Below are 16,368 nucleotides of genomic sequence, written 5' to 3'. Positions count from 1 at the left end.
ACGGGTAGGTCAACGACGAGACGTACGCGCGTTTCTGGCGTTTGCGCAGGCACAAAGACGAAGATCCTCACCTCGCGTAGCCAAGGATGCTCTCTGCGCCGCACGGCAGCCCGGAAGTCCCCGGCGCCGGAGGGGCCGATACACATTGCCTCAACCCCAGACGGCTTCGATGCGTCCGATACGTCCAAGCGTTGCTCCGAATCCGTCTGCAAGCATCCAACAAGGAACAGATGATGACCGATCTCAGCCTCGAAAGCACAATCGCAACCATCGCAGCCGAATTGCCGGGGGCCGCGGAACTCTTTCGCCGTTACGGCATCAGCTTCTGTTGCGGCGGCAAGATGTTGTTGTCGGAAGCTGCGCTCAAGGCCGGTATCGCCCCTTCGGTATTGCTTACAGAACTGGAAACGCTCAAGCGTTCCTCAAGTCGAGATGCCCCGGAGGAGACCGCCGATCTCATCGCTCACCTCCTCCACAGGTACCACCAAACGCACCGTGCTGAGCTCGCATGGTTGATTCCGCTTGCTCAGAAGGTGGAACGGGTACACGGCGGCCATCCGTCGGCGCCTGTCGGGCTTTCCCAAGCCCTGGAGGCGCTGCGCGACGAGCTCGAAAGCCACATGATGAAGGAAGAGCTCGTGCTGTTTCCGATGATGCAGCGCGGTGATGGCGCGACGATTTCCTATCCGATCGCGCAGATGCGGCGCGAGCACGACGACGAGGTGGAGCATCTGCGAACGATCGAGCATGTCACCCACGGGCTTACCTTGCCGGACGGCGCCTGCGGTTCGTGGACAGCACTCTATACCGGGTTGCGTAAGCTCACCGACGACCTCGTCACGCACATGCATCTCGAAAATGCCGTGCTGTTTCCGCGCTTCGAGGCCGGCCTCCAGACGATTTGATGATCGCGGCGCCAAAGGCGTGGACATCGATCTGGCAGGCGCCGCACCGACCCCTGTTCTTTCTGGCGGGTCTATGGGCGTTTGTCGCGCCTGCGGTCTGGCTTCTGCCCGAGGGTCTTGGACCGGACAAAGCCGCCTGGCATAGCCATGAGCTTCTCTTCGGCATGGCCGGTGCGGCGGCAGGGGGCTACCTGCTGACCGCCCTGCCCGCCTGGACAAAGAAGGGTTCGGTCTCGCGTAACGTCACCGTGTTCGCGACCATTCTCTGGTGCGTGGCCCGCCTGACGATGGCTTTTTCGGCGCACCTCCCGGTCGTTGCTGCCGCAGGCGGGATGTTAGCCTACTTCGTCTTTCTTGCGGTCGTTCTCGCCCAGCGGGTTGTATCGAGCAGAGCGGGACGCCGCTTCTGGGCACCGTTCGCCATGGCGCTGATTGGCATGCTCAGCTCGGTATGGCTTGACGGAGAGGCAAGCTATCTCGTCGCAGAGGCAGTGCCGCGGATCTTCCTCGCTCTGGTCACCCTGATCGGCGGGCGTGCCGTGCCCGCTTTCACACGCTCCTGGCTCGGACGAACTGGTGAGGCAGGTCTCCTTCGGGACCGGCCCGGGCTTTCCTACCTGGCGATCGGCGGCATAGTTGCGGCCGCCTGGCTCAACGCTTCCGAACAATCGAATGCAGCGGGTCTCGCCCTCGTACTGTCCGGCTTGGCGCTCGTACTCCAAATGAGCGGTTGGCAATGCCACAGGGCCTGGCGCTACCCGGCGCTCTTCATTCTGCATCTTGCTTTTTCCTGGACGCCGGCGGCTCTCCTGCTCATCGGCTTCGCCACCATGTTTCCCGACCAGATGTCACCCGCGACCGCCGTGCATGCAGCGACCATGGGGGCAATGGGAACAATGATGGCGGCTCTTATGATGCGCGCGGCGATGGCCCGCGACGGAGGCGTGCTCGTGCTCAACGGGAAGATGGCATGCGCTTTCGCTCTTATCTGCCTCGCAACAATGATCCGCATTCTGGCCGAATGCGTCGGCAGCGCGTATTGCGATCCCATCGTCGCCGCGGCCGCATGCTGGATGTTGGCATGGGGGCTGTTCCTTCTTGCCTATCTACCGGCGCTAAGAGGACCTGTTCCGAGACCCGTCCTGAGCGCTGACAGGGCGCTAGCACCGCTGACCGAACCCGAATGATGGGCTTTGCGCGGTCCTTTCGGACCCGCCATGTGCACCGCCGCGAGAGCGAGTTCTGTTGCCGGAAACACCTGTCGGCCGTCCAATTGCACATTGCATCATGAACATTGTCACGTCACAAGGTCGCGCTATCTTCGGGAAGATCCTTTTAGCGGTAGCCGATGCCACGCCCTCCCCAGACCTCGACCCAGATTGCCAACACCTCCAGCAAGGGTGCCGATCGCCCGGAAAGCTCGGAATCGACTGTCGAGCATGTCGTGCTCCAGACGGGCGCTTCAAACCCATCCGACGGGCCGGATCAATCCACGCAAGCACCCCCCTCCCCGACACTCTTCGGCCAAAGCGGACAGGCAGCTCGCCATCTGTTGGTTGCGCTCTGCCACGATTTGAAGGTGGGTGCAATCTTGGTCCGCGCGAAGACCAAGCATGCGGCTTCCTACCTGAAAACGAAATTCAGCCCTTCGAATGCAGACGAAGCCGCATCAACTGCCGACGATCCCCGTGGGTGGTTCGTGGCTGCTCTGGCGAAGGTCGGGAACCGGCTGGGTGCGCTGCGTAAGAAGCCCTCCGAAGATCGCGCGCGCACCTTCGTCAGGCCAAGCTGGTGGAAGGTTGCCATCGGCTTGACCCTCCTCGCCTGCCTCCTTCTTCCCGGTACTGTACTCGTGTGGGCGCTGAAGGATGTTCCCTGGAGCGAGATCAGGGACGGAACTTTGAAGCCTGTCGTGGTGCTGGAAACGGCGGACGGAGGACCGCTGGTCAGACAAGGCCCTTATCAGGGACCCTACGCACAGTACGACCAATTCCCGCCGCAGCTGATCGATGCCGTGCTGTCAATCGAGGACCGCCGGTTCATGGACCATTTCGGCATCGATCTCAGAGGGATCGGACGGGCACTCGTGCGGAACTTCGAAGCTGGCTCGGTGGTCGAGGGCGGCAGCACCATCACCCAACAGCTCATCAAGCTGCAATATCTCGACAGCGACCGAACAATGAAACGAAAGATCCAGGAGTTCGTGATCGCCCTGTGGCTGGAGTGGAAGCTCGGCAAACAGGAAATTCTGACGCGTTACCTCAACAGCGCCTATCTCGGCGCCGGCGCGACCGGCATGCCCGCAGCGGCGCGGATCTATTTCAACAAGGACATCGGCGCACTCAACTTGCCGGAATCGGCGATGCTGGCTGGATTGTTGCGGGCGCCGAGCCAGAGGAACCCGATCGACAATTTTGACGGTGCGCGGCAACGCACATCGGTCGTCCTCGACACGATGGTGGCCAATGGCAAGATCACCGCACCCGAAGCTGCACACGTCAAGGCGAGCTTCGCCACGCTCCACCCGACGACGCCGACGCCACGCTCCGGAAGCTGGTTCGCCGACTGGATCTCGCCGCAGGCGAGCGAAATCGCCGGCGCATCGCCGGGTTCGACCACGGTGCGCACGACACTGTCCCCACAGCTGCAACGGATCGCCGAAAGGGTTCTGGCAAACGCGCTAGATACGGAAGGAAAGGCGGCCGGAGTATCCCAGGCCGCGTTGGTTGCGATGACGCCCGACGGAGCGGTCGTCGCCATGGTCGGCGGTCGCGACTATAAGCAAAGCCAATTCAATCGCGCCGTGACCGCCATGCGGCAACCGGGTTCCACCTTCAAGCTGTTCGTCTACTATGCGGCCCTGAAAGCCGGGTTCACTCTCTCCGACCAGGTCCTGGATGCGCCGATCGACATCAACGGCTGGTCGCCCGAGAATTCCGGTGGCCGCTATCGCGGCTGGGTCACGCTTGCCGAGGCCTTTGCCCGCTCGCTGAATGCGCCAACGGTGGCGCTTGCCCAGGAGGTCGGGCTCGACAATGTGATCGCCGCTGCGCGCGAGCTCGGCATAAACGCGCCGCTGGCCAATACTCCTTCCTTGGCCCTCGGCACTTCCGAGGTCAGCTTGCTTGACCTGACCAGCGCCTATGCCTCCGTCCATCTCGGAAAGGCGCCCGTAGAACCCTGGGGCATCATCGCCTTTCAGGCGGCCGGGCAGCCGGAGGCCTTCCGTGTCGGCTCACAGGTCGCGCCGACCATTGATCTCTCGGCGTACCAGCCGGATCTCGTTGGCCTTTTGCAGTTGGTGGTCGAGCGCGGAACCGGACGCGGGGCCGCTCCCGGCGCGTTCGCGGCCGGCAAGACCGGCACCAGCCAAAACAATCGCGATGCCTGGTTCGTCGGCTTCACGGAGCCACTCGTCGCCGGCGTATGGGTTGGCAATGACGACGATACGCCGATGAAGGGGGTCACGGGTGGCGCCTTGCCAGCGCATATTTGGCGCGACTTCATGCGGGAAGTGATGGCGGCGCCTGCGGCAGGAGCGCTTGTCGAAAGCCCGGCCGCGCCGCAGTCCTGCAACATCACGGCCTGCTCCCGCAGCTATCGTTCCTTCAGGCCGTCGGACTGCACCTATCAGCCCTATTATGGCGGACGGCGGCTCTGTGAAAAATGAGCCTCGCTTGGGCACGATGCCAACTGACTGGAGCACGGCCTTTGACGTTGGACGGCGGCGATCAATCCAGTTCTTCAGGAATAAAGCCGCCGGTCTGTCGCTTCCAAAGACGGGCATAGAGCCCGTCTCGCTCCAAGAGCACATCCGGTGTGCCTTCCTCGATGATCCGGCCGCGATCCAGAACGATGATCCTGTCCATCCTCGCAATCGTCGAAAGGCGGTGGGCAATGGCAATCACTGTCTTGCCGTCCATCAGCAGGTTGAGCTTTTCCTGGATCGCCGCCTCGGCCTCGCTGTCCAGTGCGGACGTCGCTTCGTCGAGGATCAGGATTGGCGCATTCTTCAGCAGCACCCGCGCGATCGAAACACGCTGTCGCTGACCTCCCGATAGCTTGATGCCGCGATCGCCGACAAAAGCTTCGTAACCCCTTCGGCCATCGCCGTCTGCCAATTCGGCGATAAAGGCATCGGCTTGCGCGGCCCTTGCGGCCTGCTCAACCTCCGCCCGGCTTGCTTCAGGGCGACCATACCGGATGTTGTCGCCGACCGACCGGTGCAAGAGCGCAACATCCTGGGCGATGACACCAATGTTTCGCCGCAGGCTCGTCTGGTTCACGGCTCGAATGTCCTGTCCGTCTACGTGGATGGTGCCCCCCTGGATGTCGTAAAAACGCAGTAGCAGGCTGACCAGCGTCGTCTTGCCCGCACCGGACAGGCCGACCAAACCCACCTTCTCGCCCGGGCGAACCGTCAGCGACAGATCATCGATGACCGGGCGATCCGCCTTGTAGGCGAAGCGAACGTTCTCAAAACGAATTTCGCCACGCGGAACGGTGAGCTTCGTTGCGCCAGGTCGATCGGTCACAGTCGGCGGCGTGGTCATGACCGGCATGGCATCCTTAATTGTGCCCAGCGCCTTGAAGATCTGCTGCCCCATCTGCAGGAAGGTGAAGGAGCTCGCCGAAAGCCGTTGGAGGATATAGACGGTCGCAACGAAATCGCCGACCGTCAGAAAGCTGTCGAACAGCCCCCAAAAGCCGATGCCCAGCATGACGAGCCAGAGCAGCATGTTGAGGCTGATGACGACGAGTTCCGTCGTCCGGTAGATGCGCTGCTCGTGGTGCAGCGTACCGACCGCCTTTGACATGATCTTCCGCAGCGCACCCGCCTCGCTGTCTTCGGCAGCGAACTGCTTGACCATCTGGATGTTGCCGTAGATGTCGGTCATCGCACCGGAAACCAGGCTATTCTGCTTTGCCGAGCGCCGTGCGCGCTCCGTGAAGTCCGGCACGACCTTGATGGTGAAGAGCACATTGACGACCACCCAGATGACGACGGGCAACGCCAACTGCCAGGAGAGCGCGAACAGGAGCAGAACCGAGCCGACGATCTGAAGCAGGAAGCGCGGCGCCGTCTGAAAGGCAATCAGGATCTGTTGCTGAACGGCATTGGCGACCTGGCCGAGACGCGATGCCACCTGCCCGGCAAAAAGGTCATGGAAGAAGGCGAGATCCTGCCCTTCGATGGCCTTGTGCCCCTGCCACTGTATGGCGATCGGCAGACTGATGCCGATCGTATGCGAGTTCAGAATGTTGGTGATGTAGAAGAAGATCGGCATCACCGGAAAGATTAGAAAGGCCAGGAACGCCAACAGCCAGGACCGGTTCTCGACGAAGAGCGCGACGCCCTGTGTCGCCACGCCATCGACGATCACCGATAGCCCCCAGATGATCGTCAGGTTGATGGCTTCCACGGCCATAGACGTCAGCGCCATAGCAATGACGACGCCACGAAACATCCGGATGAAGTGCAGGAGGACCGCGACGGGTCCGCTTGTGGGAAGTGGTTGGTATGGGATGTCGAGCGGTCGGATCAGCGTTTCGAAGGGGCGGTAGATCGCATCTGAAATCGACATAAGCCGCTCGGTTTGATCGTCGGGAGAGGAGGACCTGGCTACACGCGACGCATTGCACCATCATCGCGCCGCAATCTCAACTAGAAAAACTGCCTGGCTACGTGGATGGCGGTGATCTGGCTCGCGACGCGGGCGCCCACCTCCACGGTATCGGGAGCCTGGACATTGCCCAAGGCATGGACAATGACGGGCACGTCCTGAAGCGCGGACGGTCGTCCTAAGCGAGGCAAAGCCCGCAAATGGTGATGCGGCCAACTCCAGACATGGTGGCACCGTGTCCGTCGAAACGGCCACTGTCACCTGAGCCCGACGGCGGCCACACAGAGAAAACCCACGGCGAGGATCGCGATACTTGATCGACTGGCCATCAGCGCCTCCGCGATCCTTGATAAGCTCCGGAGGTCTGCCTCAAGGGGGGCTGTGACGTTGGAGCCAGAGGACGGTAGCCGCACAGCCAGCGTGGTCCGTTTGCGGGTTAACGCACATGCAGCGGATCCCTGCTGATCTGCTCGGCCAATTGGGGCGACGGCAGCTCATTCTGGAAAAGAGCGCGTGTCGTGCCAACGCTTCCGAGATTGGGCCCGAACCTGGCCGCTTCAATGGCGCAACACGCTGAAAAACAATTAAAAATTGTTCATGTTTAGAGATCTACACGCGGTCGCGCTTGGCGGCAGCTCCAGCCGCACGAGACGAGTGATGGTCGGGTTTTAGAAAACCTGGCCAAGTGCTTGATCCATTCACTGTTTTGGCGGTGGAACTGTAGTGCCAACTGGTTGCAAGGAATGCAGCAATCGAGCAGAGCACGTCGGCGATGTGGCGCACCACGCCCGAGCTTGCGTGGGTTGGTAGGAGCGCATCATCCTCGTCGCGCCTGGATCGGCCCTTCCTGCCAGCCAAACTTCTTCGTCCAAATTGCACTCCAGTCCTGCGGCGATTGCAGAGCCCTTTGATAACTGCGTTCCGCCGCTTTCTGCGCCAGGATGGCGTCGGCTAGCGTATCGTCCTTGGCGCCCATCACTCAATCATCGACCAGGACGATGGGCGGTGCTGCCGGTACGGCCGCCCCAAGGATGGAAATCAGGCCGGGATTTCTACCGCAAGCCAAGCCACGCATTATCAGTCTCCTTCGATCACTACAGGCGGAGAGCGTGGCGGCGCTGTGTTGCGGGGACATTGCGGCCCGGGATCGGATTGGGCTCGGACGGCTCTGGTAGCGGACGGGTAGAGGTCGGTGTGGGGCAGCGACACCCGCGCGGGTGCGTCGATCGAGACGGCGCACTGCGTGGATTCGCAGTCGGCGCGAAGCTTGCTGTTGCATCGATGCCTGGGCAATGCTTGCAGCTCGATGGATTGACAGCGCGCATTTCACCGGCGAGATGATCGAGGCGAATACGATCGCGCCGAACCTGCGATCGCTCTCTGCTGAAGGCAGCGCATAACAACAAGACCGCCGAACCGATGATGCACAGCAATCGCTCGATCTTCGAACGCCCCTTCTATCTGGTCGTCCTTTGGTGTCTGCTCCTGCTTGTCGGTGGAGGCATGCTGGCGGTCTGGGAACGCCAGGCGCTGGTTGCCGAACTTGAGCAAGAGAGCACGCTTCTCCATAGCCTGGCCTCCCAGCGGGCCGATCAGCACGATGCGCACCTGACCGCGCTGTCAGCCGTTGCCGTCGCCTCCGAAGGGCGTAGGCACGACCTGTTCCTGGAGGTCGCCCGCACGATTGCGCGCTTTTATCCGCGGATCGACGAGGTTCAGCTCGTTCCCCTGGATCCAACCGCGGAGACCGTCGGGACCGATCCATTCGACGCCAAGGCCACAGAGGTCATCCGGTCAGCTGCCAGAGCTTCGGACGGGCGCATTGCTCTCCTGCCCCATCCGCAACGCTCAGGCCACTACATCATGGTAAAGCGGAGCCCAAACAGCGACGAGGCGCGCTATGGATTGATGCTCGGTATCGACGCAGCGAAGTTGATCGGAGACGGCGGGCCATTCTGGTCACGCCCGGGGGTCGCGGTGCGGTTATCTTTGCCGGACGGAAACCTCCTGCTCCAGCCGGCCGCCCTGCCCGAGGCAATCCGCTTTTCGAAGGCGCTGAGCAGCGTATCGCAGCCGTTGGTGCTGGAAACAGGCATGGAGATCGGGTTCGCGGACATGTTCCCGCCCGTACAGACCGGCTTGACGTTTCTGGTAGTGAGCCTTGCCTACCTCGCAGGATTGGCTGCATTGCGCCAGCGTGCGCGCACGCGCGCCGCAGAACAGCAGGCAACACTCAGCGCGCTCGAATCGCGCCTCACGCACGCCTCACGCGTCAACGCGCTTGGCGAAATGGCGAGCGGCATGGCGCATGAACTGACCCAGCCCCTGACTGCAATCCTTGCGCAGGCGCAGGCCGGGCGCCGGCTGCTCAGCCAAGGACAGGACGCAGCGCTTGCTCCGGTAATGGAGGATACAGTGAGCCAAGCGCGCCGGGCATCCGCCATATTGGAACGGTTCCGCAACTGGTCGCAGCCCCATGCGGTGCCGGTTGCTGCCTTCGATCTGCGTCAGGCGCTCGCAAATGTTGAAGCGCTACTTGAACCGGACGCGCTACCACGCGGAATTCAGCTTGATTTTCAGGTGCCAGAAATATCGGTTTCGGTCGTTGCCGATCCGGTCGAGATCGAGCAGGTCGCATTCAATCTGGTCCGCAACGCCTTTGAGGCATTGGCTCAACAGCCGCACGATACAGGACGCGTGACCGTTACCTTGAGCGCGGACGATACCACGGTGGTCTTCGAGGTCGCCGACAACGGCCCCGGCGTTCCGGAAACACTTCGCCCGCGGCTGTTCACGCCGTTCGTGACGACCCGCGCCGGCGGCACCGGGCTTGGGCTGGCGCTGAGCCAGCGGCTGGTGGAACGCGCCGGCGGCGAAATCGCCCTGGTCGAGAGTGACCACGGTGCCACCTTCAGGGTGACGCTGCCCCGTGCGCGCCGAACCGAGGAGCCGATGCGATGACCCTCCCCGTCTATCTCGTTGACGATGACGATGCGGTGCGTCGCGCGCTCAGCCTGTTGCTCTCGACGGTCGGCATCAAGGTCACGGGTTTTTCTGATCCGCAAGCCTTTCTGACGCAGGTTTCGCGCCTCGAGCCCGGCTGCCTGGTACTCGATATCCGCATGCCCGCCATCTCCGGGCTGAAGCTGCAGGAGAGACTGGTGGAACACGGGATAGACTGGCCGACAATCGTTATTTCCGGTCACGGCGATATCGAAGCCTGCCGCCGTGCCTTCCACAATGGCGCGATCGATTTTCTCTCGAAGCCGGTGGACGAGCAGGACTTGATCGATGCGATCCACAAAGGCCACGAGCTGCTGGAGCGTACATTGCGCGTGCATGCCGAGAAGGCAGAGACGCTCGCTTTGCTGGCGATGCTCACGCAACGTGAGCGCGAAGTTCTTGACCGTATCGCTGCGGGTTTCACCACCCGCCAAATCGCCGAAGGTCTCGGCCTTTCGCCGCGTACCGTCGAAAGCCATCGGGCCGCAATCGGTGCCAAGCTCGGCAGCACGTCGCAGGCGGAGATGACGCGCATCTGGCTCGACGGAACGAAAACTCCGTAGAACTACGGATGCTCGCGCAAGGTCTACGAATACCGGCGACAGCCGAGGCGGGATAACCTTTCCACATCAACAGGAAAGGAACCTATGATGATCCGCAATATCGTGCTCGCAGCTGCGCTTCTCGCTCCCGTCGCCGCCACGGCGCAGGAACTCCCGACCGCGGCCTACCTGCCGCTCGACATGGCCGTCAAGGCTGCCGAAGCCGCAGTGAAGGCTTGCGCCGCGGAAGGCCACAATGTCAGCGTTGCCGTGGTTGGTCGCGATGGCGCAACCAAGGTAGTGCTGAAGGCCGACAATTCCGGTCCGCACACTGGTAACAGCGCGCAGGGCAAGGCCTTTACGTCCGCTGCCATGGGCCGCGACACGGCTGGCCTCGGCGAGTTCATCGCCTCCAAGCCGGCGAATGAAGGTCTTCGCGACATGGACGCCCGGATGGTGATCCAGGCTGGCGGCGTGCCGATTAAGTTCGGCAAGGCCCTGGTTGGCGGCATCGGCGTAGGCGGTGCGCCGTCGGGCGATATCGACGCGAACTGCGCCACGGCCGGCCTTCAGGCAATCGGCGCCAAGTAATCCGCTGGACATCAGAAGTGGCCCTCCCAAGAGGGCCACTTTCCGTTGGAGGTTCTGCGTTTCGGAACCGATCCAAAGGAAACCTTCGCAGGGGTCGAAACGCCTGCATGCACTGGCCGTCAGTCCTGCGTGGGCTTTATGTTGCCGACGGATGTCGTGCCGGATCTCACGCCTCGGGCAAGGTCTTTGCGGACCCTCGGTCCCAAATGCTCCGCTGCGCCGGCCATCATCTGAACCCCACTCGAAACCGGCCCCGCACTGGTCCCTTGAAATTGCGGCCGCCCACTCCATTTAAGGGGCATCACCCGTTTCGAGAGCCTATCATCAGCGATGCTATCAGCATTCAATGACGGCACTCCGGGTCCGAACAGGGCGCTCCCCGGAACACGGGTCGAGCGCCCTGTTTCGTTGAACTCGGGCGAGCGGAATACTGTCGTAGATGAGCGGCATCGGCCGTCCCAGCCGGAACCGAGCATTCCCGGTGCGCTCAGTCTGCTTTGATCCGCTGGCGATAGACGAGATACGCACCTGCGGCGCTCATCGTCGCGAGTGCGAACCACGTCAGCGCATAGACCAGATGGCTGTTGCGAAAGCGGACAATCGTGAGGCCGCCGATCGGCAATCCATCGGGATTGGGTGTTGCATCCGCATCGATAAAGTAAGGCGCGACATTGTGCAGGCCCTTCGCCGCGGCGATCGCGGCGACGTCTCGCGAAAACCACCGATCGCTTGCCGGTTCATTGGACCGCAGGAAGGCGCCGCCGGGTTCGGTGATGCGCAGAAGCCCGGTTACCGCAGCGGTTCCGTCGATCTCACCCTCACCGCGTGCGGCAGCATCGCGGCGATCTGCCGGCACGAAGCCACGGTTGATCAGCACGCTTGAGCCATCCTCAAGCCGCATCGGCGTCAAGACCCAAAATCCAGCGCCAAGCTCCGTCACAGCCTGTACCAGCGCAGTTTGGTCGTGACTGAAGGTACCGGTCGCGCGGACGCGGCGGTATTCGTCCTTTTCCCGGTTGACGGCGCCCCAATCGGAGTGTGCTGGCGCCGACACCGAGGGCGCCCCGACACGCGCCTCGACACGGGCAATGAGATCAAGCTTCCAGAAGAGCCGCTGGACCTGCCAGGTACCGAGCGCCAGGAACACCGCAACGAGGAAGAGCAAGGCACCCGTCATCATCAGGCGGGCGCGGGAGGATAGACGGACCCTCCCCGTCGCCTTGTCGTCGGTGATCATCGTCTTATCCGCCTGCCCCGTCCCGCGCTCAGGGCATGTTCTTCATCATCTCGTGGGTCATCGGCATCATGTTGGTGTTGAGATGATGCATGACCCAGAGCGAACCTGCGAGCGCGATGCCGACGATGACGATCGTGAAGATCAGCGCCATCAGCGTCCAGCCCCCTTCGGAACGGGCGTTCATGTGCAGGAAGTAGATGACGTGCACGACGATCTGGACGACGCCGATGCCCATGACGATGACGGCGGTCAAAAGCTTGCTGTCCAGCACGCCGCCCATGACCAGCCAGAACGGGATAGCCGTCAGGATCACCGACAGGATGAAGCCCGTCATGTAGCTCTTGAACGAACCGTGACCGGCGGCATCGCCGTGATGGCTGTGCGCGTGGTGAGGTTCGAACGCGCTTTCGTGGTCGGAATGTGCGCTCATCCGAGAGCTCCCAGGAGATAGACGAAGGAGAATACGCCGATCCAGATGACGTCGAGGAAGTGCCAGAACATCGACAGGCACATCAAACGGCGACGGTTTTCCGGGATCAGCCCATGTTTGCTGACCTGCACCATCAGCGTGATCAGCCAGATGATGCCGAAGGTGACGTGCAGGCCGTGCGTGCCGACCAGCGTGAAGAACGACGACAGGAAGGCCGAACGTGTCGGGCCGGCGCCCTCATGAAGCAGGTGATAGAACTCATAGAGCTCCACAGCCAGGAAGGTTGCGCCGAACACGCCGGTGACGGCGAGCCAGAAGAGCGTTTCCATCTTGGCGTTGCGCTCCATCTGGAGCATGGCAAAGCCATAGGTGATCGACGACAGAAGCAGCATCGCTGTGTTGAAGGCAACGAGGCTAAGGTCGAACAGGTCGGCCGGTGACGGTCCCGCCGCGTAGTTGCGGCCGACGACGCCGTGCGTGGCAAACAGTACGGCGAAGATCAGGCAGTCGCTCATCAGGTAGAGCCAGAAGCCCAGCATGGTGCTGTGTTCCGGGTGATGTTCTTCCGTGATGTAGAACTGCGGCTTCTCGTTTTCTTGGACTTGGGTTTCGCTCATCGTCTCAGGTCCGTTCCGCGAGCAGCTTGGAGCGTGCATCTTCAGTCGCCGCTACAGTCTCTGCGGGGATGAAGAAATCTCGCTGATAGTTGAAGGTATGGCCGATTGCGACGGCGAGCAGGGCAATGAAGGACACGGCCACCAGCCACCAGATGTACCAGATCAGCGCCAAACCAAGCACGACGCTGATGCAGGCGAGAATGACGCCCGTTCCGGTGTTCTTCGGCATATGGATCGGTTTGAAACCGGTGAGCGGACGCTCATAGCCGCGGTTCTTCATATCGTACCAGCTGTCGTGATCATGCACGACCGGGGTGAAGGCGAAGTTGTAGTCCGGCGGCGGCGACGAGGTCGACCATTCAAGCGTTCTGGCATCCCAGGCGTCACCGGACGTCTCGCGCAGTTGCTCGCGGCGGAGAAAGCTGACGATCAGCTGCATGATGAAGGAAGCGATGCCGATCGCGATCAGGACGGCGCCGAAAGCAGCGATGATGAACCAGATCTGCAGCGACGGATCTTCGAACTGGCTGACACGGCGGGTCACCCCCATCAGGCCAAGCACATAGAGCGGCATGAAGGCGAAGAAGAAGCCGATCTGCCAGAACCAGAAGCTCATCTTGCCCCAGAACGGATCGAGCTTGTAGCCGAAGGCCTTCGGCCACCAGTAGACGAGCCCGGCCATCAGCCCAAACAGCACGCCGCCGATGATGACGTTGTGGAAGTGGGCGATGAGGAACAGCGAGTTGTGCAGCACGAAGTCGGCTGGCGGGATCGCCAGCATGACGCCGGTCATGCCGCCGATGACGAAAGTGACCATGAAACCGATGGTCCACAGCATCGGCAGTTCGTAGCGGATGCGGCCGCGATACATGGTGAAGAGCCAATTGAACATCTTGGCACCCGTCGGGATCGAGATGATCATCGTGGTGATGCCGAAGAAGGCGTTGACCGACGCGCCAGACCCCATCGTGAAGAAGTGGTGCAGCCACACCAGGTACGACAGGATCATGATCACGCAGGTGGCGTAGACCATCGAGGTGTAGCCGAAGAGACGCTTGCCGCTGAAGGTCGCAACAACCTCGGAGAAGATCCCGAAGGCCGGCAGGACGAGGATGTAGACCTCCGGGTGGCCCCAGATCCAGATGAGGTTGATGTACATCATCGGATTGCCACCAAGGTCATTGGTGAAGAAGTTCATGCCGAGGTAGCGGTCGAGCGACAGGAGGGCCAGCGTCGCCGTCAGGATCGGGAAGGTCGCGACGATCAGGATGTTGGTGCAGAGCGAGGTCCAGGTGAAGACCGGCATCTTCATGAAGGTCATGCCCGGGGCGCGCATCTTCACGATGGTCGCAATCAGGTTGATGCCCGATAACGTCGTGCCGACGCCCGCCACCTGTAGCCCCCAGATGTAATAGTCGACCCCGACGCCGGGACTGTAGTCGGCGCCCGAGAGTGGCGGATAGGCAAGCCAGCCGGTGCGCGCGAACTCGCCGACGAACAGCGACATCATGATGATGACGGCGCCGCCGGCGGTCATCCAGAACGAGAAATTGTTGAGGAACGGGAACGAGACGTCGCGTGCGCCGATCTGCAGCGGCACGACATAGTTCATGAAGCCGGTGACGAAGGGCATCGCCACGAAGAAGATCATGATCACGCCGTGGGCGGTGAAGATCTGGTCGTAGTGATGCGGGTTGAGGTAGCCCTCATTGCCGTTGAAGGCGATCGCCTGCTGCAGGCGCATCATCAGCGCATCGGCAAAGCCGCGCAAAAGCATGATGATCGCCAGGATAATATACATGATGCCGATCTTCTTGTGATCGACGCTCGTGAACCACTCGTGCCAGAGATAGCCCCAGAGCTTGTATTTCGTGATCAGGCCGAGGATCGCAAGGCCCACCACCGCCACGACCGCGAAGGTCACGACGAGGATGGGTTCATGATAGGGAATTGCTTCCCAGGTAAGCCGCCCGAAGATGAATTGCGTGAGGCTGGTGTCACCAAACATGGGTCGTCCAATTTATCTCTGTATACGGCCCGAGGGCCTGGGCGCTCGCCGGATGGCTGGCGAACGCGCGAAAATCCTACTGCGTCTTGTGCATATCGTGGTTCATTGGTGCAGGCTGCTCTTCCTTGACGCCCTCGGCCGGTTCCTCGCTTCTGGCGGGATTGCCGGTTTCAGGGAAGGTCGCGGCAGGCGCGGAGGCTTCCGCCGCGGAGCCGGCATGACGGTTGTCATGCTCGAGCTTGGCGCGGTTCTCATGGCTTTCGACGCCGGCGCCGCCCATCATGTCGATGTGCATCATGTCCTTCATGCACATTTGCCCTTCCCGCACGCACATGTTGAGCACTGCCTCATAGAGGCCGTCGTCAACGGAGGCGTAGTAGCGCACCGGCTCCTTGATGCTCGGCTTTTCGAGCTTCAGGTAGGCGTCGCGGTTGAGCATCGTGCCATTCTGCTTCGCCCGGGCGACCCATTGGTCAAAGCCCGCCTTGTCCACACCGTGGAACTTGAAGCGCATATGCGAGAAGCCGTCACCGCTATAGTTGGATGAGAGCCCTTCGTATTCGCCCGCCTTGTTGATGACGGCGTGCAACTTGGTCTCCATGCCGGGCATGGCATAGATCATGCCGGCGAGCGCCGGAACATAAAAGGAGTTCATCACCGAGGAGGCTGTGATCTTGAAGTTGATCGGCACGTCCACGGGTGCTGCCATTTCGTTGACTGTCGCGATGCCATAGTCCGGATAGAAGAACAGCCATTTCCAGTCGAGAGCTACGACCTCGACCGTGATCGGCTTCATCTCTTCCGTCACCGGGCGTGCCGCATCGATGCGGTCGAGCGGCCGGTAGGGATCGAGCTTGTGTGTGCTCACCCAGGTGATCGCACCGAGCGCGATGATGATCGCCAGCGGCGCCGACCAGATGATGACTTCGAGACCGGTGGAATGGTGCCATTCCGGATCATATTTGGCGGCCGTGTTCGACTGGCGATAGCGCCAGGCGAAGAAAAGCGTCAGGAAAATGACGGGTACGATGATCAGCAGCATCAGGACCGTCGAAATGACGATCAGATCCCTCTGCTGTGCGGCAATATCGCCGGATGGCGACATCACAACCATGTTGCATCCCGTGAGTGTCGAGAGCAACAGGACGGATATCATCGATCGTCCGGCTAAACTGAATGGCTTCGGCATTGCGGCCTCAACTTGCGTTTTGTCTAGTCGGCATTACTCGGGCATGATCGCGCATGGAAGTGAGGTCCATCGTCGCAGCGCAGCATTTTGCCGCAGTGCAGTGACAGCCTTATCGCTCTATGCGCGTTTGTACGGGCGCAAAGTCTCATTGTCGGTCCGATGCCAGCTGTTCCAGCGAACGTTAGGCACGAACTCAAATGAGACATGTGCGCATGTACGTGC

Annotated in this window: 13 protein-coding genes; 6 read left to right on the top strand and 7 right to left on the bottom strand. The window is 61.5% G+C overall.

Features of this window, described 5'->3' with window-relative positions:
- Positions 1–233: 233 nt before the first annotated feature.
- The 3 genes from ric (at position 234) to BLU35_RS12770 (ending at position 4,575) form a co-directional block, all read left to right on the top strand.
- Positions 234–905 carry an iron-sulfur cluster repair di-iron protein gene (ric, locus tag BLU35_RS12780; protein ID WP_093233276.1) on the top strand — a complete coding sequence of 224 codons (672 nt, stop codon included), beginning with the start codon at positions 234–236 and terminating at the stop codon, positions 903–905.
- Positions 905–2,092 carry an NnrS family protein gene (locus BLU35_RS12775; protein ID WP_093233275.1) on the top strand — a complete coding sequence of 396 codons (1,188 nt, stop codon included), beginning with the start codon at positions 905–907 and terminating at the stop codon, positions 2,090–2,092. Before ric ends, BLU35_RS12775 begins: the two co-directional genes overlap by 1 nt.
- A gap of 161 nt (positions 2,093–2,253) precedes the next feature.
- Positions 2,254–4,575, top strand: coding sequence for a PBP1A family penicillin-binding protein (locus tag BLU35_RS12770; protein WP_093233274.1), 2,322 nt, complete (start codon positions 2,254–2,256; stop codon positions 4,573–4,575).
- Positions 4,576–4,636: 61 nt separating this feature from the next.
- Here BLU35_RS12770 and BLU35_RS12765 read toward each other — a convergent pair whose 3' ends face one another.
- Both BLU35_RS12765 and BLU35_RS35610 read right to left on the bottom strand, forming a co-directional pair.
- Entirely contained in the window at positions 4,637–6,490 is a 1,854-nt protein-coding gene (locus BLU35_RS12765; protein WP_093233273.1) for an ABC transporter ATP-binding protein, read from the bottom strand.
- An 856-nt stretch (positions 6,491–7,346) separates the two neighbouring features.
- Positions 7,347–7,505: a hypothetical protein gene (locus tag BLU35_RS35610; protein WP_176907235.1), complete on the bottom strand. Its 159-nt coding sequence runs from the start codon at positions 7,503–7,505 to the stop codon at positions 7,347–7,349.
- A 527-nt stretch (positions 7,506–8,032) separates the two neighbouring features.
- Here BLU35_RS35610 and BLU35_RS12760 point away from each other — a divergent pair.
- From BLU35_RS12760 to BLU35_RS12750, 3 genes are all read left to right on the top strand, one after another.
- Positions 8,033–9,490 (top strand): sensor histidine kinase, encoded by a 1,458-nt coding sequence (locus BLU35_RS12760; protein ID WP_286161513.1) that lies wholly within the window; start codon positions 8,033–8,035, stop codon positions 9,488–9,490.
- Positions 9,487–10,095, top strand: coding sequence for a response regulator transcription factor (locus BLU35_RS12755; protein WP_093233271.1), 609 nt, complete (start codon positions 9,487–9,489; stop codon positions 10,093–10,095). Before BLU35_RS12760 ends, BLU35_RS12755 begins: the two co-directional genes overlap by 4 nt.
- An 87-nt stretch (positions 10,096–10,182) precedes the next feature.
- Positions 10,183–10,665: a GlcG/HbpS family heme-binding protein gene (locus BLU35_RS12750; RefSeq protein ID WP_093233302.1), complete on the top strand. Its 483-nt coding sequence runs from the start codon at positions 10,183–10,185 to the stop codon at positions 10,663–10,665.
- A 487-nt stretch (positions 10,666–11,152) separates the two neighbouring features.
- Here the strand turns inward: BLU35_RS12750 and BLU35_RS12745 are convergent, their stop codons facing one another.
- From BLU35_RS12745 to cyoA, 5 genes are all read right to left on the bottom strand, one after another.
- Positions 11,153–11,902, bottom strand: coding sequence for an SURF1 family protein (locus BLU35_RS12745; RefSeq protein ID WP_093233270.1), 750 nt, complete (start codon positions 11,900–11,902; stop codon positions 11,153–11,155).
- A 28-nt stretch (positions 11,903–11,930) separates the two neighbouring features.
- Positions 11,931–12,332, bottom strand: a complete 402-nt coding sequence (cyoD, locus tag BLU35_RS12740) for a cytochrome o ubiquinol oxidase subunit IV (protein WP_057249586.1) — start codon at positions 12,330–12,332, stop codon at positions 11,931–11,933.
- On the bottom strand, positions 12,329–12,949 hold the full coding sequence (gene cyoC / locus BLU35_RS12735; RefSeq protein WP_093233269.1) for a cytochrome o ubiquinol oxidase subunit III: 621 nt from the start codon (positions 12,947–12,949) through the stop codon (positions 12,329–12,331). Before cyoC ends, cyoD begins: the two co-directional genes overlap by 4 nt.
- Positions 12,950–12,953: 4 nt before the next feature.
- Positions 12,954–14,957 (bottom strand): cytochrome o ubiquinol oxidase subunit I, encoded by a 2,004-nt coding sequence (gene cyoB, locus BLU35_RS12730; RefSeq protein WP_093233268.1) that lies wholly within the window; start codon positions 14,955–14,957, stop codon positions 12,954–12,956.
- Positions 14,958–15,033: 76 nt separating this feature from the next.
- A complete protein-coding gene (gene cyoA, locus BLU35_RS12725; RefSeq protein ID WP_093233267.1) occupies positions 15,034–16,113 on the bottom strand; it encodes a ubiquinol oxidase subunit II in 1,080 nt (359 codons plus the stop codon).
- Between the last annotated feature and the right edge of the window lie 255 nt (positions 16,114–16,368).

Source organism: Sinorhizobium sp. NFACC03, from assembly GCF_900103435.1.
GTDB lineage: Bacteria > Pseudomonadota > Alphaproteobacteria > Rhizobiales > Rhizobiaceae > Ensifer.
This window is presented reverse-complemented; position numbering and strand designations above follow the sequence as displayed.